Genomic DNA, 15,953 nt, shown 5'->3' with positions numbered 1-15,953 from the left:
TACAACTTCCTCCTTAGAAAACTTTTTACTAATACAGTATAACACTTTATTACAGTTTGTGAAACTATGAACGTCCTTAATTTGGAAATTTGTACTAATGAATTTTTGTAAGCGCTATAATACAGTTTGTAATCCTTTTCATTCCAAATGATGATGCGAAAAATTTTGAGAGCTCGAAAAATTGCGATACAATAGAAGAGTAATAACAAAGTTTCACACTAGTTTTTGTTTACCATTAATTACGGTGAAATAAACATTTTGTTTAAAAACAAAACAGTGGGGTAAACTTTAGTTGTTAAAGAATACAAATTGAATGAGTGGAGTGGATTTTTTATGGCAACGACATTAGAAGTTCAAAAAAGAGATACGAAACCGCATTCACAAGTGACAGAAGTACGTGAATCTGGACGTATCCCAGCGATTATTTATGGTTATCAAACAGAAAATGTTCCTGTTTCGATTGATGGACTTGAATTAATCAAAGCGGTACGTGAGCACGGAAAGAACGCAGTATTCGCTGTAAATGTTGGCGGCTCGAAGTTTAATGTGCTGCTACATGAATATCAAAAAGACCCGATTAAAGATGAAGTTATTCACGTTGATTTCCTTGCTGTTAATATGAGCGAAGAAGTAGAAGCTGAGGTTCGAGTTGACCTCGTTGGAGAATCTGCTGGTGTGAAAGCTGGCGGCGTATTGCAGCAAATTCTATATGAAGTAAATGTGAAAGCAACTCCAGATAAACTTCCAGAATCGATTGAAGTAGACATTTCGAAACTTGAAATTGGTGATTCGCTCGCAGTAAGCGACCTTCAGACTAATTCTAACTACGAAGTTATGACAGATGGTGAAGAAGCGATCCTAACGATTGCTGCACCACGTGTTGAAGAAGAAGTCGAAGCAGACACTGCTGCTCCTGAGCCAGTAGCTGCTCACGGAATTGATGAAGAACCAGTTGAATAATTCTATGTAAAAATGAAAGTGAAAGCGTGGTGCCATAAGGCATCGCGCTTTTTTTGTGGGATGGCGGAAACTTTAAAAACGACTAGAATCATGTTATAATCAAACAAATAATCATTACGGAGTGAAAAACCAGTTCGCGAAATGAAGTGGTTTTATTGAGCGGGGAGAATAATAATGAAGATGGTTGTAGGGCTCGGTAATCCCGGGAAGAAATATGAACGAACAAGACATAATGTAGGTTTTATGGTGATGGACGAACTGAGCTTTCGCTTTCAAACGCCGTGGAAAAGCACAAAGTTCAATGGGATGATCAGTACGCCGATTATTAATGGAGAGAAAGTCATGCTAGTGAAGCCGCTGACTTTTATGAATGCTTCCGGAGAATGCGTGCGCCCGCTTATGGATTATTATAATATTGCAGCGGAAGATTTGATTGTTGTTTACGATGATTTGGATTTACCAATTGGAAAAATCAGATTGCGACAAAAAGGAAGCGCTGGCGGACATAATGGTATGCGTTCGCTGATTGCTCACTTGAAGACGCAATCTTTTGACCGGATACGTGTGGGAATCGATCGTCCGGAACACGGCGAGATTATTCACCATGTGTTAGGCGATTTTAGTAAAAGCGAACAGCCGGAAATTATAGACGCGATTAAAAAAAGTGCGGATGCGATTGAAGAGGCTGTGAAGTTACCATTTATTGATGTTATGAATCAGTATAATTAAGCATGCTTGGCTGGGTTTCCGAACGCCCACTTAGCATGCTGCCTTACTCGTTTTATAAAGAAGGAATTTTCAGAAAAAAGAAGCCAGATTGGATTGAAGGAGAGGATCGTTTTGAAGGGCTTAAAACAGCTAATCTACGACCAAAAAGAAATCCGCGATATTGTGAGCGCGGTTGCAAATAAAAAAGAATCTCAGCTTGTTACGGGACTTTCAGGATCAGCGCGTGCACTTTTTGCAAGTGTCATCGAGAATGCAACGAAACGGCCAGTACTTTTGATTACACATAATTTATACCATGCACAAAAATTATATGACGATCTTTTATCGTTGATGGATAGCGATCGTTTATTTTTATATCCAGCTGACGAACTCATTTCTTCGGAGCTAAGTGTTTCTAGTCCAGAGCTCCGCGGGCAACGTGTTGAAGCACTTAATTTCTTGCTTTCGAAGCGACCTGGGATTGTGGTAGTGCCCGTTTCTGGACTTAGAAAGCTACTTCCGCCCGTTTCACTTTGGGAAAAGTATAATCTGCGCTTAGTTCAAGGAGAAGAGATTGAGCCGGAGCAGTTGAAAGAAAGTCTTGTGACAATGGGATATTCCATGAGTGGAATGGTCAATACGCCAGGAGAGTTTAGTGTCCGTGGTGGAATCATTGATGTTTATCCGATCACAGAGGAATACCCGATTCGAATTGAATTGTTTGATACAGAAATCGATTCATTGCGTTACTTTGACGTAGAAACGCAACGTTCGCAAAATAAAATTGAAGAGTTTCAAATTTTACCTGCAACGGAAATTTTGCTTGAAGCTGCTTATTTCCCGGATATTGTAAAACGACTGGAAAAAGGACTTTCGGATACACTGGCTAACATGAAAAATCCTGAAGATAAAGAGTCGCTTGTAAGCAATATTGAAACGGATCTTGAATTGTTACGTTCGGGCATCAAGCCAGATTTGTTTTTCAAATATATTGGTTTAGCTTACCCAGATCCGGCATCGCTATTTGATTATGCTGCAGAAAACGCGGTGCTCGTTTTAGATGAATTTGCGCGTATCCAAGAAACAGACGAGGGTTTAGAGCGAGAAGAAGCGGAGTGGCAGACGGAAACACTTAGCCGGCTAGAAACTGTTCGTGACGTGAAGCTTGGGCACCATTTCCATGACTTGATGGAAGAAAATCGTTCCCCAAAAATTTATTTAACTTTGTTCCAGAAGACTCAAGGAAGCCTCAGAGTTTCTAAAACGACCAACTTTGTTTATAAACAAATGCAGCAGTTCCACGGACAAATGTCGGTGCTGCAAACCGAAGTGGCGAGCTGGCACAAAAATAATTATGCAGTTGTGATTCTCGCACCAACACTTGAGCGTGCGGAAAAAATGCAACAGACGCTTGCGGATTATGATATGGAAAGCGTTGTGTTAAAACGCGAGGAAGATGTCCCAAAATATGGGGTCATCCAATTTGTGATTGGCAGTTTCCAAAATGGCTTTGAATTGCCACTTTCAAAAGTTGCGATCATTAGCGAAACAGAATTGTTTAATAAACAAGTGAAGAAAGCGAAAAAACGCCAAAAACTTTCGAATGCAGAACGAATTCAAAGTTACTCAGAACTTAAAGTGGGCGACTATGTAGTTCACGTTAACCATGGGATTGCGCGCTACGTGGGAATGGAAACACTTGAAATCAGCGGCGTACACAAAGATTATCTGTTACTTGTTTATCAGGGAGAAGATAAACTGTTTATTCCAGTCGAACAACTCGACCTTGTGCAAAAATATGTTGGGGCAGAAGGAAAAGCGCCGAAGCTCAATAAACTCGGCGGAAGCGAATGGAAACGCGTGAAGACGAAAGTAAAAGCATCCGTGCAGGACATTGCGGATGATTTGATCAAGTTGTATGCGGAGCGCGAAGCTGAACAAGGGTTTGCATTTAGCCCGGATAGTGACATGCAGCGGGAGTTTGAAGATTCCTTCCCGTATCAAGAAACGGATGACCAACTTCGGTCGATCAAAGAAATCAAAAAAGATATGGAACGAATTCGCCCGATGGACCGATTGCTTGTTGGGGACGTAGGTTATGGGAAAACGGAGGTAGCGCTTCGGGCTGCTTTTAAAGCGATGATGGACGGGAAACAAGTTGCTTTCCTAGTCCCGACAACGATTCTTGCTCAGCAACATTATGAAACGATGAAAGAACGTTTTCAAGGTTTCCCGATCAATGTTGGCTTACTTAGCCGTTTCAGAACGAGAAAAGAACAAAATGAAACCATAAAAGGTCTTGCAAGTGGGACGATTGATATTGTTGTTGGTACGCACCGCTTGCTTTCAAAAGATGTTAAGTATCGGGATTTAGGCTTTCTTGTTGTCGATGAAGAGCAACGTTTTGGCGTAACACATAAAGAAAAAATCAAGCAAATTAGATCCAAGATTGATGTGCTTACTTTGACAGCAACGCCAATTCCACGAACGCTTCATATGTCGATGATTGGTGTGCGTGACTTATCGGTTATCGAAACACCGCCTGCCAATCGTTTTCCAGTTCAAACTTATGTGACCGAGCAAAATAACGTTTTAGTACGCGAAGCCATCGAACGCGAACTGGCGCGTGATGGGCAAGTTTATTATCTCTATAACCGTGTCGAAACGATTTTGAAAAAAGCAGATGAAATTAGTGCGCTTGTTCCAGATGCACGTGTTGGCGTTGCTCATGGGCAAATGACAGAATCTGAACTAGAATCCGTTATTTTAAGTTTCCTTGAAGGCGAATATGACGTGCTCGTTACAACGACGATCATCGAAACCGGTGTGGATATTCCAAACGTAAATACCCTTTTTGTACAGGATGCTGACCGAATGGGATTGTCACAGTTGTATCAATTACGTGGCCGCGTTGGACGTTGGAACCGAATTGCTTATGCTTATTTCATGTATAAAAAAGATAAAGTTTTGCGAGAAGAGGCGGAAAAACGACTTCAAGCAATTAAAGAGTTTACAGAGCTTGGTTCTGGATTTAAAATTGCGATGCGTGACTTATCTATTCGCGGGGCGGGGAATATCCTTGGGGCTCAGCAACATGGCTTCATTGATTCTGTCGGCTTTGATCTTTATTCGCAAATGCTGAAAGATGCCATCGAAGAAAGAATGCCATCAGAAGAAAAAGAAGAAGCGGCTCCCGTTGAAATTGACATCCAAGTTGATGCTTACATTCCGGAATACTACATCACGGATAGTCGCCAAAAAATTGAAATGTATAAACGATTCCGCAATGTGGCAAGTGAAGAAGAACTCGAGACGCTTCGGAGTGATATGATTGACCGCTTCGGTGAATATCCAGAAGAAGTGGAGTATTTGTTTGGCGTGACGGAACTTCGGATTCTTGCCTTGCTAGATGGGATTGAAGTTATTAAAGAAGAAGGCAAGAAAATCATCTTGATGTATTCAGATGAAGGGACGAAACGAGTTCGAGGTGACGTTGTGATGGAAGTAGTAGGCGAGTTTGGACGCGCTATTGGCGTTGGAATGGACGGAGCGGCGCTAAAACTCACGATGAATATCCAAAACAAATCCTTGCCAGAATGGCTTTTCACTACTAAAGAACTGCTTAAAAAACTTGGAAATGCTGTAAAAGAAGAAGAATCCGCTGACAAAGCCTAGAACTAGGTAAGGAAAAAGCGAGAAAGGCGGCGAATCATGACAGAACGCTCAATTAAAAATTTAATGCATGGCGCTTTACTGTTAACCCTCGCCTCGCTTGTTTCTAAAATTTTAAGTGCCATTTACCGCGTGCCCTTTCAAAATTTAGTAGGCGACGTTGGTTTTTATATTTTTCAACAAGTCTATCCGATTTATGGAATTGCGATGACGCTCGCTTTAGGTGGGTTCCCAGTTGTGGTATCGAAAATGATGGCCGAAGCAGAATACGACCTTCGCAAGCAGCGAATTATCTTGCAATCCATATATCGAACACTTAAAGTGCTTTGCTATAGCTTATTTGGGATCCTTTTCCTTGGAGCCGGTTTATTTGCGAGTTTAATGGGAGACAGCGAACTTTCTAGCCCGATTCGAGTCATCAGTCTAGTTTTCTTGCTCACCCCACAACTTGCCTTTTTACGAGGCTATTTTCAAGGACAAGAAGACATGCGTCCGACAGCCATTTCGCAGACCGTTGAACAAATCATTCGCGTGTCGATCATTTTACTTGGCTCGTGGCTTGCGCTTCGCTTTGGTAAAAGCCTGTCAGAAACCGCCAGTTTTGCGATGAGCGGAGCCGTATTTGGCGGACTTGCTGCCGTATTTTTATTGCGCTATTTTTACAAGAAACGACTTTCAAAGGGAGGACTCAAAATTTGGGGAGCTTTCCCGAGCAAAACTGAAAAGAAGGGGATCGGCCGAGAATTCTTACGACAAAGCCTTGCCATTTGTACCGTTAGCGCGATGCTCATTTTGTTCCAGCTTGCAGATTCCTTCCAAGTTTACCGCTTGATGGCAGAAAGCGGCATCCCAGAACTCACTGCAAAATCGCTTAAAGGGATTTACGATCGTGGTCAGCCAATCCTGCAACTTGGGCTTGTCCTCTCATCTGGCTTAGCGCTTGCGCTTGTTCCGATGATTACCGCGGCTCGAGTGAAAAACGAGCGGAGACAATTGGAACGCTCTGTGAGGCTTGCCGTAAAACTCACTTTGATTCTCTCGGGTGCCGAAACAGTCGGCTTGATTATCATTATGCGGCCGCTCAACCAGATGCTGTTTGAAACAAGCGACGGGACTTTCGTCTTGCAAATGTTCATCCCGGCTGTGCTACTCAGCTCGCTTATCATCATGACGAGCAGCATCCTCCAGGGCTTTGGCAAGATTGCAGTTCCCGCTGTTGCCGTTGTCGTGGGGCTTGCCATCAAGATCCTTTTCAACTCATGGCTTGTTCCCGAATGGTCAACCCTAGGCGCCGCAATTTCCACATCAATCGGACTTCTTGCAATTTTGCTTATTTGCGGCTATGCTTTAAAGCAAAATCTACGGGTCGACTTCATAGCGCCGCATGTTTTGCTAAAACTTGGATTGGCACTGCTATTCATGTGCGTCATCCCAGTTTGCTGGGAGCTTTTCATTCCGTTTGAATCTCGCTTGGGTAGCGCGGTTCAAGCGATTGGAGGAAGCCTTTTAGGTGGATTTGTTTTTCTATTATTTACATTACGATACCGATTGTTAGAAGCTCAAGATTTTGTCTATCTGCCATTTGGATCGAAACTTTATGGACTGAGTCGCAGATTGATTAAAAAATAATAAAGGTGGAATGAAGATGGCTCAAGTTATGCGTTTGGATAAATTTTTGAAGGTTTCAAGACTGATTAAACGGCGAACTGTCGCAAAGGAAGTGGCAGAAAAAGGTCGGATTATGATCAATGGAACTGTCGCAAAACCAGGAACCAATGTAAAACCTGGCGATGAACTTGTCATTCGTTTTGGACCTAAGACGGTGACGGCTGTTGTAGAGCGCTTAGAGGAAAATGCGCGTAAAGAAGCTGCGACAGAAATGTATAAAATTGTAAGTGAAGTACGAAATGGTCAAGAAAATGGAGAAAGCGGTCGCTAATGTGGCCGTTTTTTCTTGTGAAAAAAATCAAAAAAAGGTGTTGGATTCGATTAGATGACGATGGACAAATTGTGAATTTATTGATATTATCTTTATAAGAATCCTTTCAATCTGATTAGGTTTCAGCTGAAGGCTTATGGAGGTGCAGGGCATGAACGAGAAGAAGACGGTTACGCGTATGCAAAATCGCTATATTAAAGATAAAGAAACGTTTAATAAAGCTAGAAATAGACGCCGTGTTGCCCTAGCCAGAAGACTGGCTGTGCTTCTTGTTGCCGTTGCTGTTGTTTTTTCTGCTCTCTTCGTGCTTTATACGAAGCAAACAATGCTTTTACAAGATAAAAAAGCTGAAAAAGTGAAAGTGGAGAAAAAACTTGCAAACGCTAAGCTGGAGGAAAAACAGTTGAAAGGTGAAATTAGCAAGCTGCATGATGATGATTACATCGCAAAACTTGCTCGCAGTGAGTATTATTTATCGAAAGAAGGGGAAATCATCTTTAATACTCCGAATGAAAAGAAAAAGGAAAAATCTGAGTAAACGCCTGTTTGAACAAATTCAGGTGTTTGACACGTTTTTTTAAATCGTTATAATTAGGCTGTATAGAGTGAAAAATTAAGGAGGAAGCTTTTTTTTATGTCGATCGAAGTAGGCAACAAAGTACAAGGGAAAGTTACAGGGATTACCAATTTTGGAGCGTTTGTTGAGCTGGAAGGTGGAAAAACCGGTTTAGTTCATATTAGTGAAGTCGCAGATAATTATGTAAAAGATATTAATGACATTTTATCGGTTGGGGATGAAGTGACGGTAAAAGTTATGAACGTTGGAGATGACGGTAAGATTGGCCTTTCAATCCGTAAAGCGGTTGATCGTCCGCGTCCAGAACGTAACTATGACCGGAAGCCAAAGTATAACAAGAAGCCAGCTGCTCAGTCCAAACAGCCTGAAGATTTTGAAGACATAATGGCTAAATTCTTGAAAGATAGTGATGAAAGATTGTCAACTATCAAGCGCCAAACGGAATCAAAACGCGGCGGCCGAGGAGCAAGACGAGGCTAAGCGTATATTCATAAACGAAACGGTAAGGATGGGCATTTTACCCATCCTTATTTTGGAAGAAAGGTTTTTAGAATGGATGAATTTTCAAGGCGTATCGAAAACTTTATTCTAAAGCATGATTTAATCCGGCCAGATGAGAAATTGCTTGTGGCAGTTTCCGGAGGACCGGATTCTTTCGCGTTGCTGCATTTTTTGCTTGAACGCTATAAAGGAAATGTGAGTATTGCACACCTTGATCACGCGCTCCGAGCGGAAAGTATTGATGAAAAAGAATACTTGGAACAATTTGCGAAGGAACAGCATGTGCCGTTTTACAGCAAACGAGTCGACATTAAAAAGCTTCAAGCGGAAATGAAGATGACTTTTGAAGAAGCAGCGCGTCACGCGCGTTATGCGTTTTTTGAATCGATTGTTGCAGAACAAGGCTTTGATAAATTAGTTCTTGCACATCACGCTGATGATCAAGTAGAAACGATTTTGATGCGGCTTGTTCGTGGGAGCTTTGGGAGCGGGTATGCAGGTATGAGAGCGATTCGCCCGTTTAGTTCTGGGAAGCTCATTCGTCCGTTTCTAGAAGAGACAAAAGAAACGATTTTGACTTATGCACAGGCGGTGGGGCTGCACTATTTTGTGGACGAAACCAATGACAGCCCGTTTTACACGCGGAACCGCTACCGGCGGGAACTGCTTCCTTTTTTGAAAAAAGAAAATCCACGTGTGGCAGAACATTTTGCTCGATTTTCGACTGAACTACAAGAAGATATGGATTTTTTGGATGAACTGGCAAAACAAAAATTTGCGGAATATGGCGAAATAAAATCAAGTGGAGTGGAACTTCAAATTTCCGGGATAAAAAGTGCGGCCTTTCCTTTACAACGTCGCTTAATTCATTTACTATTAAATTATCTGTATAAAAACGCTGAAATGAAAGAGATTTCTGCGCGGAATGTCCAAGCTGTTTTAGAGTTGGTCGAAAGCGATAATCCTTCTGCAAAGTTGAATTTGCCAAAGGGATTAGAGATTCGCCGGGTTTATGAGCGGATTGAAGGCTTTTTCCCAGTAGAGCAGAAAAATCAGGAATTTTATTATCAGATGGAAGCAGGAGATCGAATTGTTTTGCGTGACGGTTCGGAACTCAAGATGCGGCAAAAAAGTTCAAGTGTTGAGATATCAGGATTAGATGGCATCATCGTAAACGCAGATGAAGTGACGCTTCCGCTCATTGTTCGAACGCGCCTTTCTGGCGATAAAATGAAGCTCAAGGGAAGCGGCGGCACCAAAAAGATAAAGGAAATTTTGATTACGGAAAAAGTTCCCCGTCATTTGCGGGACAGCATTCCGATTGTGACAGATTTTACGGGACGAATTTTATGGATTCCCGGCATCAAGAAATCAAATCAAGATACAAAACCGAGTCGCGAAAAAAAACAGTATATTATTAGATACCGCAAAAATTTAGGAGGAAAAATGAGTATGCATGACGATATTCAGAAAGTACTGATCAGTGAAGAGAGAATTCAAGAAAAAATTCGTGAACTTGGTGTGGAGCTAACAACGGAATATGAAGGACGAAATCCGCTTGTGATTGGTATTTTAAAGGGAGCGACTCCTTTTATGACAGATTTGCTGAAACGAATAGATACGTATCTAGAGATGGATTTTATGGATGTTTCCAGTTACGGGAATGGAATGGTTTCTTCAGGAGAAGTGAAAATCATCAAGGATTTAAATACATCTGTTGAAGGAAGAGAAGTTTTGGTGGTAGAAGATATTGTCGATAGCGGTAGAACGCTTAGCTATCTAGTAGAGATGCTTAAATATCGTAAAGCAAAATCAGTTAAACTTGTGACGTTGCTTGATAAACCAGAAGGTCGGAATGTTGATATTCATGCTGATTATGTCGGCTTTATTGTTCCAAATGAATTTGTTGTCGGTTATGGTTTGGATTTTGCAGAAAAATACCGTAATCTTCCTTATATTGGGATTTTAAAACCAGAAATTTATGCAGAATGATTTCTATTTCACTTTCCTTTCTTTTTTCGGTAAAATATAGAAAAGAAGGCTGATTTTAACGTGAAAGAAATTGCCTAAAAAACCGTGCAAAATAGTAGGCAAGGCGAATTCGTTGTGCTATGATTAGTCTTAGTTTTTCAGTTAACATACTTATTTGTAAGTTTAAAAAATATTAATTCATGAATCTTCGTAAGAGGTTACAAACTCGGATGTGTTTTTCGGAAAAATCTAGGGAAAGGTACTAGTAACCGCTCCTTTGAAAAACTTTTGAAACGATTAGTCCAGGCTCTTGCGTGGGAGGAGGTAAGGAATGAACAGATTTTTTAGAAATGCGATATTTTATGTCATAATTTTTCTCGTGATTATCGGGATTGTTGCTTCCTTTAATACCAATAAAGAGGCTGCGAAAGATATCAGCTATAACGAATTTATGACGAAGCTACAAGATGGGGATGTCAAATCATTTACGATTCAACCCGATCGAAGCGTTTATACTATTGAGGGAGATTTTAAGTCTTCTGATAGTTCAAAAGAAAAATCTTCAGGTTTAGGACAAAATAAAAGTGATACAGCTTTCACAACGTATGCCATTAACAGTGATTCACTGTTAAAAGAAGTTCAAACGGCTGCGGATGACAATAAAACTAAAATGGAAGTAGTGCCAGCTAAGCAAAATAGCGGTTGGGTAACGTTCTTCTCTTCCATTATTCCATTCTTGATTATCATCATTCTGTTCTTCTTCTTAATGAGCCAATCGCAAGGCGGTGGCGGTGGTAAAGTGATGAGCTTTGGGAAAAGCAAAGCGAAACTTTACAATGACGATAAGAAGAAAGTCCGTTTTACAGATGTAGCGGGTGCAGATGAAGAAAAACAAGAACTTGTTGAAGTTGTTGAATTCTTGAAGGATCCACGTAAGTTTTCTGACCTTGGGGCACGTATTCCAAAAGGGGTACTTCTTGTTGGACCTCCAGGAACTGGTAAAACGCTCTTAGCTCGTGCTGTTGCAGGCGAAGCTGGCGTACCGTTCTTCTCGATCAGTGGTTCTGATTTTGTTGAAATGTTTGTCGGTGTCGGTGCAAGCCGTGTCCGTGATTTATTTGAAAATGCGAAGAAAAACGCGCCATGTATCATTTTCATCGATGAAATTGATGCAGTTGGTCGTCAGCGTGGAGCTGGTATGGGCGGCGGTCACGATGAACGTGAACAAACCTTAAACCAACTTCTTGTTGAAATGGATGGTTTTGGTGGAAACGAAGGAATTATCATCATCGCGGCAACCAACCGCGCAGATGTACTTGACCCAGCTCTTCTTCGCCCAGGACGTTTTGACCGTCAAATTATGGTTGATCGCCCAGATGTTAAAGGACGTGAAGCAGTACTTCGTGTTCACGCAAGAAACAAACCACTTGCGAAAAGCGTTGATTTGAAAGCTATCGCACAGCGAACTCCAGGGTTCTCGGGTGCCGATCTTGAAAACTTACTGAACGAAGCCGCGCTTGTGGCTGCTCGGGCAGATAAGAAGCAAGTTGATATGAGTGATATTGATGAAGCAACTGACCGGGTAATTGCCGGACCAGCGAAGAAAAACCGCGTGATCTCACCAAAAGAACGACGCGTTGTGGCTTATCACGAAAGTGGGCATACAATCGTTGGGATGGTGCTAGATGAAGCGGAAACGGTTCATAAGGTTACGATTGTTCCACGTGGACAAGCTGGCGGTTATGCCGTTATGCTTCCAAAAGAAGATCGCTTCTTGATGAGCAAACCAGAATTGCTTGACCGGATTACTGGATTACTTGGTGGTCGCGTTGCCGAAGAGATTACATTTGGCGAAGTAACGACTGGTGCAAGTAATGACTTTGAACGGGCAACTGAGATTGCTCGCCGGATGGTTACTGAATGGGGTATGAGTGATAAGATTGGCCCGCTTCAGTTCACTTCTGGAAACGGACAAGTCTTTATGGGACGCGATTTTGGAAACGGGCAAGACTTCTCAGATAAAATTGCTTATGAGATTGACACGGAAGTTCAAAGCATTATTCGTTATTGCTATGACCGTGCTAAAAATATTATTCTAGAACACCAAGCGCAACATAAACTGATCGCAGAAACATTGCTTGAAGTTGAAACACTTGATGCGCGTCAAATTCGTTCATTGTTCGATGACGGGGTTATGCCTCCAGATCTTGATAAGGAAGCTCAAGATGAGTATCCTTCTGAAAAGGAAGAACAAGCGGAAACGCAAACTGAAGACGCGAAATCTTTTGCGGAAGAAAAACAGGATGCGAGCGTGGAAGATAAAGTTGAACGCGAAGAAGCAACTGAAAAATTCGAAGCAGAGGATAAGGAAATTCAGGAAGAAGCGAATTCGGATGCCGATCAAACTCAAACTGAGGATGATGATAAGGATAACAAGAAAGACAACGAATAAATGTGAAGGGCTAGGTCGAGAAATCGGCTTAGTCCTTTTTAAACCAAACAGATTAATCGACAGCAGGATTGGCTTAGTGATATGATACGAGAGATCTCTGGAGAAAGTAGGACGATTCATGATTTTAGTGATTGATGTTGGGAACACAAATTGTACGCTTGGGATTTATCAGTCAGATAAGCTTGTGCAGACATTTCGGATGGCGACGGATAAGGCAAGAACAGCGGATGAGCTTGGGATGCTTGTTTTGGGTTTCTTTCAGCAAGCAAGACTTAAGCCAACTGATGTAAATGCGATAACCATTTGTTCGGTTGTGCCGCCCGTCATGCATGCAATCACGACTATGTGTCGCCGCTATTTCGAGATTGAACCGCTTGTTGTTGGACCGGGAATCAAGACGGGCCTCAATTTGAAAGTGGATAATCCGCGTGAAGTGGGAGCAGACCGAATCGTGAATGCTGTTGCAGCGATTCATGAATACGGGAAACCGGCGATTGTTGTGGATTTTGGAACGGCAACTACTTTTTGCTATATTGATGACAAAGGCATGTATCGCGGCGGAGTGATTGCACCGGGGATTATGATTTCGACGGAGGCGCTTTATACGAAGACGGCAAAGTTGCCACGGGTCGATATCACGGAACCGGAAAATGTGATTGGTAAGTCAACGGTCAGCGCGATGGAAGCTGGGATTTTTTATGGCTTCATCGGGCAGTGTGAGGGCATTATTCGAGAAATGATGCGAGAAACGGATTCGAAGCCAACGGTAGTTGCTACTGGAGGGCTTGCGCGGTTTATTACCGAGAAGTCGGAACTAGTTGATGTGGTCGATCCCTTCCTTACACTAAAAGGGTTGAACTTGCTTTATCAACGAAATAAATCTTAAGGAGACAAGAAATACATGAGTGATTATTTAGTAAAAGCTTTGGCTTATAATGGATATGTACGAATTTATGCGGCGGTGACAACGGAAACGATTCGTGAAGCGCAGGAGCGACACGATACTTGGCCGGTAGCTTCTGCTGCGCTTGGTCGGACGATGACTTCGACTTTATTTTTGGGTGCGATGCAAAAGGAAAACCAAAAGATTACAACGAAAGTAGAAGGAAATGGTCCGATTGGGACGATTATTGCGGATGGTGACACGGAAGGAACGGTTCGTGGTTATGTGATGAACCCGCATGTTAACTTTGAAGAATTGAATAGTGATGGCAAGCTTGATGTTAGGCGCGGGGTTGGAACGGAAGGGATGCTTTCTGTTGTGAAGGATCTTGGTTTTGGTGAAAACTTTACCGGACAAGTTCCGATTGTTTCTGGTGAAATCGGCGAGGATTTCACTTACTATCTGGCGAATTCGGAGCAAGTGAATTCTTCGGTTGGGGTTGGCGTGCTCGTGAACCCAGATACGAGTATTCGTGCAGCTGGTGGATTTTTGATTCAGCTACTTCCGGGTGCGGATGAAGCGATCATTGAAGAAATTGAACGGAATTTGGCAAGCTGTCCAACTGTTTCCCGCATGATTGACAGCGGCGAAACACCGGAAAGCATCATCGCACATCTAGCAGGTGGGAAGGAAAACGCGCAGATTCTTGAAAAATTACCAGTGAAGTTTGAGTGTAACTGCTCAAAAGATCGCTTTAGGACAGCGATTCAGTCGCTTGGTAAAGATGAAATTCGCGCGATGATCACAGAAGATCACGGTGCAGATACGGAATGCCATTTCTGTAGACGGCACTATGAGTTTTCGGAAAGTGATCTTGAAGAAATTTATCAAGAAGCTAAATAATGGTTTTGACAAGCTGCTCAGTTTATCTGGGCAGCTTTTTTAGAGGAACTTTAAATTTGACAAGAATACTCGGGATTAGATAAAGTAAGAATAGAAATGAATGTGAGGAGCGAGGTAAATGAAAATTGTGAACTCGATTACGGATTTAATTGGACAAACACCAATTGTGAAGCTAAATCGCTTGCCTGAGCCGGGCAGCGCTGATGTTTATGTCAAACTAGAATTCCAAAACCCTGGTGGTAGCGTGAAAGACCGAATTGCCAATGCAATGCTTGAAGAAGCGGAAAAAGAAGGTGTGATTAAGCCCGGTGATACAATCATTGAACCGACAAGTGGAAATACTGGGATTGGTTTAGCGATGGTTGCAGCTGCAAAGGGTTATAAGGCGATTTTTGTAATGCCCGAAACGATGAGTTTGGAACGCCGTAAATTGCTTCAAGCTTATGGTGCTGAGCTTGTGCTAACACCCGGAGTTGAAGGTATGAAAGGTGCCATTGCCAAAGCTGATGAACTAGCGAAAGAAAATGGTTACTTTATTCCGCAGCAATTCCATAATCCCGCTAATCCTAAAGTTCATGAAGAAACGACGGGACCAGAAATTGTGGAAGCGTTTGGTAAAGACGGACTGGATGCCTTTATCGCAGGCGTTGGAACTGGCGGAACTGTTACTGGCGTGGGTCATGTACTTAAGAAAAACTATCCTGATGTAAAAATTTATGCGCTTGAACCGGAAGAGTCGCCCGTTTTAAGTGGTGGCGAACCTTCTCCACACAAAATCCAAGGAATCGGTGCAGGTTTTGTTCCAGATACGCTAGACACGAAAGTATATGATGAGATACTAAAAGTTTCAAGTGAAGATGCGATTGAAACAGCTCGCGAAGTAGCTAAACAAGAAGGAATCCTTGCTGGGATTTCCTCAGGAGCTACGATTAAAGCGGCGCTTGATTTAGCGAAGGAACTTGGCGAAGGGAAAAAAGTTTTAGCTATTGTCGCAAGTAATGGCGAACGCTATTTAAGCACACCCCTTTACAACTTTGAATGACTAAATAAAAGAAAGTAAATAATTTTCTTAGTGAATTTTAATGATTTCCACAGCAAGAACACTTTTTTGTTAGGTATTATATGTTTATAAGCTAACAACAAGCAATTTTCATTCTTTCCCTTTTTTGAATGAAAATCCCAAAACTCCCTTTTTACCAATGTGGTTTACTCCCTTTTTCCACATCGGTTTTTTATGTGTATAGAAGATTGAATGAGGAAATGTTTTTCTTTTTCTTAGTGAATTTTCATGAAATACAAAGCAAATTTTATTCTTCGAACGATATTATATATGTATAAGCTAACAACAAGCAAAACTTTCATTCTTTCCCTTTTTTGAATGAAAATC

The 15,953-nt window shown here is 41.9% G+C and carries 12 protein-coding genes; all 12 read left to right on the top strand.

Annotation, left to right across the window (positions count from 1 at the left end):
- Positions 1 to 333 precede the first annotated feature (333 nt).
- The 12 genes from HCK02_RS05395 to cysK all read left to right on the top strand — a co-directional run bounded on the left by HCK02_RS05395 (position 334) and on the right by cysK (position 15,608).
- On the top strand, positions 334 to 960 hold the full coding sequence (locus HCK02_RS05395) for a 50S ribosomal protein L25/general stress protein Ctc (protein ID WP_167629081.1): 627 nt from the start codon (positions 334 to 336) through the stop codon (positions 958 to 960).
- Positions 961 to 1,134: 174 nt separating this feature from the next.
- Positions 1,135 to 1,689 carry an aminoacyl-tRNA hydrolase gene (gene pth / locus HCK02_RS05390; protein WP_167629080.1) on the top strand — a complete coding sequence of 185 codons (555 nt, stop codon included), beginning with the start codon at positions 1,135 to 1,137 and terminating at the stop codon, positions 1,687 to 1,689.
- Positions 1,690 to 1,800: 111 nt separating this feature from the next.
- Positions 1,801 to 5,343, top strand: a complete 3,543-nt coding sequence (gene mfd / locus HCK02_RS05385) for a transcription-repair coupling factor (RefSeq protein WP_167629079.1) — start codon at positions 1,801 to 1,803, stop codon at positions 5,341 to 5,343.
- A 36-nt stretch (positions 5,344 to 5,379) separates the two neighbouring features.
- The gene (locus tag HCK02_RS05380; RefSeq protein ID WP_167629078.1) at positions 5,380 to 6,969 is read left to right on the top strand and encodes a putative polysaccharide biosynthesis protein; all 1,590 of its coding nucleotides are present in this window, start codon (positions 5,380 to 5,382) and stop codon (positions 6,967 to 6,969) included.
- Positions 6,970 to 6,997: 28 nt separating this feature from the next.
- Positions 6,998 to 7,279, top strand: coding sequence for an RNA-binding S4 domain-containing protein (locus tag HCK02_RS05375; RefSeq protein WP_281348871.1), 282 nt, complete (start codon positions 6,998 to 7,000; stop codon positions 7,277 to 7,279).
- 151 nt (positions 7,280 to 7,430) lie between these two features.
- Positions 7,431 to 7,817 carry an FtsB family cell division protein gene (locus HCK02_RS05370; RefSeq protein WP_167629076.1) on the top strand — a complete coding sequence of 129 codons (387 nt, stop codon included), beginning with the start codon at positions 7,431 to 7,433 and terminating at the stop codon, positions 7,815 to 7,817.
- 96 nt (positions 7,818 to 7,913) lie between these two features.
- Positions 7,914 to 8,336: a S1 domain-containing RNA-binding protein gene (locus HCK02_RS05365; RefSeq protein WP_115753357.1), complete on the top strand. Its 423-nt coding sequence runs from the start codon at positions 7,914 to 7,916 to the stop codon at positions 8,334 to 8,336.
- A gap of 72 nt (positions 8,337 to 8,408) precedes the next feature.
- Positions 8,409 to 10,349 carry a hypoxanthine phosphoribosyltransferase gene (gene hpt, locus HCK02_RS05360; protein WP_167629075.1) on the top strand — a complete coding sequence of 647 codons (1,941 nt, stop codon included), beginning with the start codon at positions 8,409 to 8,411 and terminating at the stop codon, positions 10,347 to 10,349.
- A 310-nt stretch (positions 10,350 to 10,659) separates the two neighbouring features.
- The gene (gene ftsH, locus HCK02_RS05355; protein ID WP_246215532.1) at positions 10,660 to 12,780 is read left to right on the top strand and encodes an ATP-dependent zinc metalloprotease FtsH; all 2,121 of its coding nucleotides are present in this window, start codon (positions 10,660 to 10,662) and stop codon (positions 12,778 to 12,780) included.
- Positions 12,781 to 12,898: 118 nt separating this feature from the next.
- Entirely contained in the window at positions 12,899 to 13,666 is a 768-nt protein-coding gene (locus tag HCK02_RS05350; protein WP_167629074.1) for a type III pantothenate kinase, read from the top strand.
- A gap of 15 nt (positions 13,667 to 13,681) precedes the next feature.
- On the top strand, positions 13,682 to 14,566 hold the full coding sequence (hslO, locus tag HCK02_RS05345) for an Hsp33 family molecular chaperone HslO (RefSeq protein ID WP_167629073.1): 885 nt from the start codon (positions 13,682 to 13,684) through the stop codon (positions 14,564 to 14,566).
- A 118-nt stretch (positions 14,567 to 14,684) separates the two neighbouring features.
- A complete protein-coding gene (gene cysK, locus HCK02_RS05340; RefSeq protein ID WP_167629072.1) occupies positions 14,685 to 15,608 on the top strand; it encodes a cysteine synthase A in 924 nt (307 codons plus the stop codon).
- Positions 15,609 to 15,953: the final 345 nt, after the last annotated feature.

The organism is Listeria valentina (genome assembly GCF_011800755.1).
GTDB classification, from domain to species: Bacteria; Bacillota; Bacilli; order Lactobacillales; family Listeriaceae; genus Listeria; species Listeria valentina.
This window is presented reverse-complemented; position numbering and strand designations above follow the sequence as displayed.